The organism is Actinomycetes bacterium, from assembly GCA_024222295.1.
Taxonomy (GTDB): Bacteria; Actinomycetota; Acidimicrobiia; order Acidimicrobiales; family Microtrichaceae; genus JAAEPF01.
In genome coordinates this window covers 1-4280 of sequence record JAAEPF010000087.1, presented here as the reverse complement: position 1 = coordinate 4280, position 4280 = coordinate 1, and the positions used below count along the sequence as shown (strand labels likewise).

The window sequence follows — 4280 nt, the reverse complement described above, 5'->3', positions numbered from 1 at the left end:
GAGTCCCGTCTGCTAGCTGAGTGAGCACATCAGTGCACAGCGTGGTGTTGCGCGTAGGTACGCCTGGACCTGTTTGTGGCAGGTCCGGGGTCCCCTGGTGTCCCTCCATTGTCCCCTTGGTCACTGTTTGTAACGTAAGCTTTAGCAACAAGCCACGCTACCACGATCTCTCCTTCCCGACGCCAAACAGGCACGCGAAGCCAGCCGGTCCCACAGGGTAACGTCATTCTACCAAACACGGAAAATAACGAACTGCCAATGGAAAATAACGAACTGCCAACGGCTCGCCCCGAATCGCAACGAATCACAATGAACCTGAGAGTTCGGGTCAGATTCCCGAAACCCGGTTCGGGTCAGTTCCCGAAACCCGGCCCGTAACCGACTCACGATCCCCGGGCCACATGCATCTACTAACCTAGGAGCCCGCTCCCACACTCCCGGGTACTGGCTCACTGTCCGCGTCTATGCCTGCCGTTCGGCCCCAAGGGCCGGTAGGCCCTCCGCCACCACTCCGCAACCGCCTCGCGACCCCCCGGTCACATGCGGTCACATGCATCTACTGGCCTAGGAGCCTGCTCCCCCCGGGAGCTGGCTCACTACCCGCGTCTATGCCTGTCGTCTGGGCCCAAAGGCCGGTAGGCCTTCCGCCACCGCTATGGGCATGTGCCCCGAGAGGCCGCCCCCTCACATCACTATGCTGCTTCGCTGGTTCCTGGTCCCTGGTCTGCGTCCCGTCGCTCTACTCCATACACTCTGACCTACTTCAGGAGCTCGCTCGCGGTGAAAGCACCGCTCTCCACGTACTCCGTCATCTCGTCGCCCTCGCGCCTCGGTCTCGCGTGTGCTGGTCAGGCACACCTCAACCCGCTCGGGAAGTGCATGTCGTTCCGCTCCGTGTCCGCGTCCATGTCCATGTCCGCGCTCTCGTCTCGATCTCGTCCTCCTGGTGTCCCTGTGGTACGCTCTCGCCGGCGCCCACTCCGCATTCTCGTCGTTCTCGTTCGCCCTCAGCGCCGCGTGCGCCTGTGCTCGAGCGCCCGCACTCGCTCTCATCACACCTGCGCGCTGCAGCGGTCCTCGCGCCGCCACAGCCCTGATGCGCCTCGTGCCCTTGATGTTGACGTCGCATCCAAGCCGCGCGTCCAGGCGCCCCTAGGGCGCGCACCACCGATGCGTCGGTCGTGCTCCATCTGGACTTGTTACCGTTGTTGTTTGCGCCGTTTCGCCGTACTCCCGCGCGTGGCCCATGCGCAAGGAGTCGTGCGCGTGCGAGGCCACCGGGCCATCATACCCGTCGCACGCCAAAGTCACCGTCACATTGTTCACCATGCTCGACACACACACACAATCGCTATCGCTATCACCCCCATCATGCGCCCATCGGGCTGTCGTCGGCCGCGCTAGCCGTCGCCCGTCATCTCGTTCTTGCCTCGTTGTCCTTGTTGTTCATCGTCTTCGCCCGACTGCTCGCCGTGCTCGTGGTCGGTCTTCTCGCCTGGCGCCGCTGCTGTCGTCGCGTCGCCTGACTACAAGTCCAAGTAATTTGCCACCCTGAAGAGCGCCACCGCCTGCTCGCCATCCACGGCGAACAGCCGTGTCGCCCCACCTTGCTTCGCCAGCTTGAAGTGCATGTACTCCACAGCCCGCGCCAAGTGGTGCTCCTCGATCTCGGGCAGCCCGATCAACGTCTCGTCGGCGCCCTCGACCTTGCTCACGCCCATGAGCATGGCCTTCAGTGTCCCTGCCATGCACGCCACCTTCTTGCTGATGGTGACGGGTGCGCCCGTTGCCGCCTGCAGCTGCACGTCGCCCTCCATGGTCTCGCCGAGCAGCGCCAGTGGCGCCTCGCCTTCTGCTGCCTGCCTCGCGCGGCGCTTCGCCGCCTGCTCCTCGCGCCGCCTCTGCGCGGCCTCGAGCTGCGCGCGCCGCGCTTCCTCCCGCCGCTCGATGCGCTGCTGCGCCTCGTCCTCGCGCGCCTGCGTCGACCGCTCCCGCTCGTCCGCGTCCGTTGTTGCTGCTGCTGCCTGCTCGAGCTCAGGCTCGGGCTCGGCTGCTACCGGCTCGGGCGTCGATGCCTCCGCGCCCGCCGCTGCCGTGGCTCCTGCCTCGTCGCGCGCCTCGCGCGCCCGCTGCTCCCGCCGCCGCTGTGGGTCCGTGGGCCTGAAGTGCGGGCGCCGTCGCGCCTGCTCGTCCACCGGTGGCAGCTCGTCCGGCACCTCGCGCGACTCGCGCTCGAGCGACTTGAGCGCCCGTGAGCCCAGGTCGTGCCGCCGCTCATAGGCTCTCACCAACTCCCAGACGTCCTGAAGCTGATCCCTGGCCATGTACTTATCGTACTGCCTGTCGAACCCCAGCCACCGCACCGCGTACTCGATGTCGCCGCCGCGCACTCGATGCCCCACAAGAGCCTCGACCGCCCAGCGCCGCTCGAGCTTGTGCTGGCCGCGCTCGAACTCCTCGCTCGTGAGCCGCTGGTGGTACCGCGTCAAGCGCTTCTCGTCGACCTCTTCCCGGATTCGTCGGACGCCGAGGTCTCCGAGTCGCACGCGCCCGCCCTTGAGCAAGCCGAGGACCCTGAAAGGCCCGTCGCTCACCTCCACGGCCTTCGGGTGCGTCTTCAAGTTGTCCACCGCGGTGCCCTTCTTCAAGAGCACCAAGTCGCCGACCCGGATCTCCTCGTTCACGTCGTACTTCAAGTTCATCTTCTTGTACGCCTTCAGCGAGTTGCGCAGCAACGCTTGTGACTGCGCGTCCCAGACCACGTGCAGCTGTTCCAGCAGCTTCTGCACGTACTCCGGCAGCCCGCTCTGCTCCACCTGCAGCGCCGTGCGCATCGCCGCGTCGATGGGCAGCCCGCCATCGCGCCCGAACACGACGAAGAAGGGCGTATACCCCGTGGCGCACACCGTGTTGTTATACGCGTACACCACGTGTCCGATGTACGCTGTCCAGTTGTCGTCGCCGCTCTGTATGCGACGCGCCATCACCAGCTTCTTGAGCACCGAGTGGAAGCGCTCCAGGCTACCAATCGACCGATGCGTGTACGCCGTCGCGTCCTGCATAGCGATCTGGTACACGTCGTAGAAGTCCTGCACCAGCGCCGACGTCAGCACCGCCGCCGCGTCGCTCCGCACTGCCTCCGGTATGCCGTACACGTTGATGACCCGGTCCACCATTATGCGACACACCTCCGCCGACGTGAGGTGCTCCGTGACCGGCTCCGCCACCACCAGGTGTGAGAACAGGCACATGAAGTTCAGCAGCCCGCTGTACCCGTCCGACTGCAACCCCGCCGCCCACTCGTCGATCGCCCAGACCTGGCACGGCCCCTCGCCGTGCTGGGCCAGCGAAGCGCGCCCAGCCGAGTGGTGATGTATGTTCGAGCGCTGACACGGGTCGCAGGTGCGGACGTAGTCGCTGAGCTCGCCCCGCATCTGCTTCTCGCCCGCCCATGCGAACAGCCTTGTCAGGTGCTTCATGCTCTTGTTGACGCCGAAGTGCCCCGGCACGTCGTGGCACTGCCTGAAGACCCTCGCCCTCAGCGCTGGCGGCACGACTATGCGCGACCCCTTTGGCGTGACCCGCAAGAGCAAGCCGTCGGTGTCGAGCCGATGCATGTCCATCGCCTTCGCCTGCGCCGCCGTCGTCTGCTCAGGCTGCGCCTCCGCGACCGAGCCGTGCACCAAGAGCTCCATTATCTGAGCCGTGCCAGGATGCGCCCACTGCGCCTCCCGGATCTCGGCCCTCGTGAGCGGCACGTGCGCCTCGCTCTCCTGTCCCACATACACACCTGCCTCACTATGCTGAGGCACGCTCACTGCTTCCGAGGCCGCGAACGAGAAGCGCTCCATGATGCTGCCCTCCTCGCTCAGCGCCTGCCACGCCCGCGCTACCCTGTTGCGCACCCGGCTGTCCTCGGGCACCGCCGCGCGCCAGCCGCCTGCGGTGTGCCGCAGCAGCAGCCCACTCTCCGCCTGCCGATGCGTCTCCAGGAGCGCCGCCTGTTGAGGCGTAAGTTCACCTGGAGCCGCCTCGGCGACCGTCCCGAACACCAGCCGCTCCAGTATCCAAGCAGTCTCCGGCGCCTCCCACTGCGCCTCGAGCAAGTCGTACAGATGCGCTGCCCGCACAAGCCCTTGGCACCGCAACGCCGCGTCCACTGGTGGTGGTCGCTCCTCGCGCGCATCCTCTGTGCGAACCGCCGTCGCCGCATACACCTGCGCCGCCGCCGCCGCCGGCTCCGTCCGCGCCGCCTCCGCGACCTCTCTGCCGTGCACAAG

1 protein-coding gene is annotated in these 4280 nt (G+C 66.5%); it reads right to left on the bottom strand.

The features are described 5' to 3' along the window. Nucleotides 1-1526: 1526 nt before the first annotated feature. Complete coding sequence (locus GY812_16960) at nucleotides 1527-3905, bottom strand: DDE-type integrase/transposase/recombinase (GenBank protein MCP4437175.1); 2379 nt, start codon at nucleotides 3903-3905, stop codon at nucleotides 1527-1529. Nucleotides 3906-4280 lie beyond the last annotated feature (375 nt).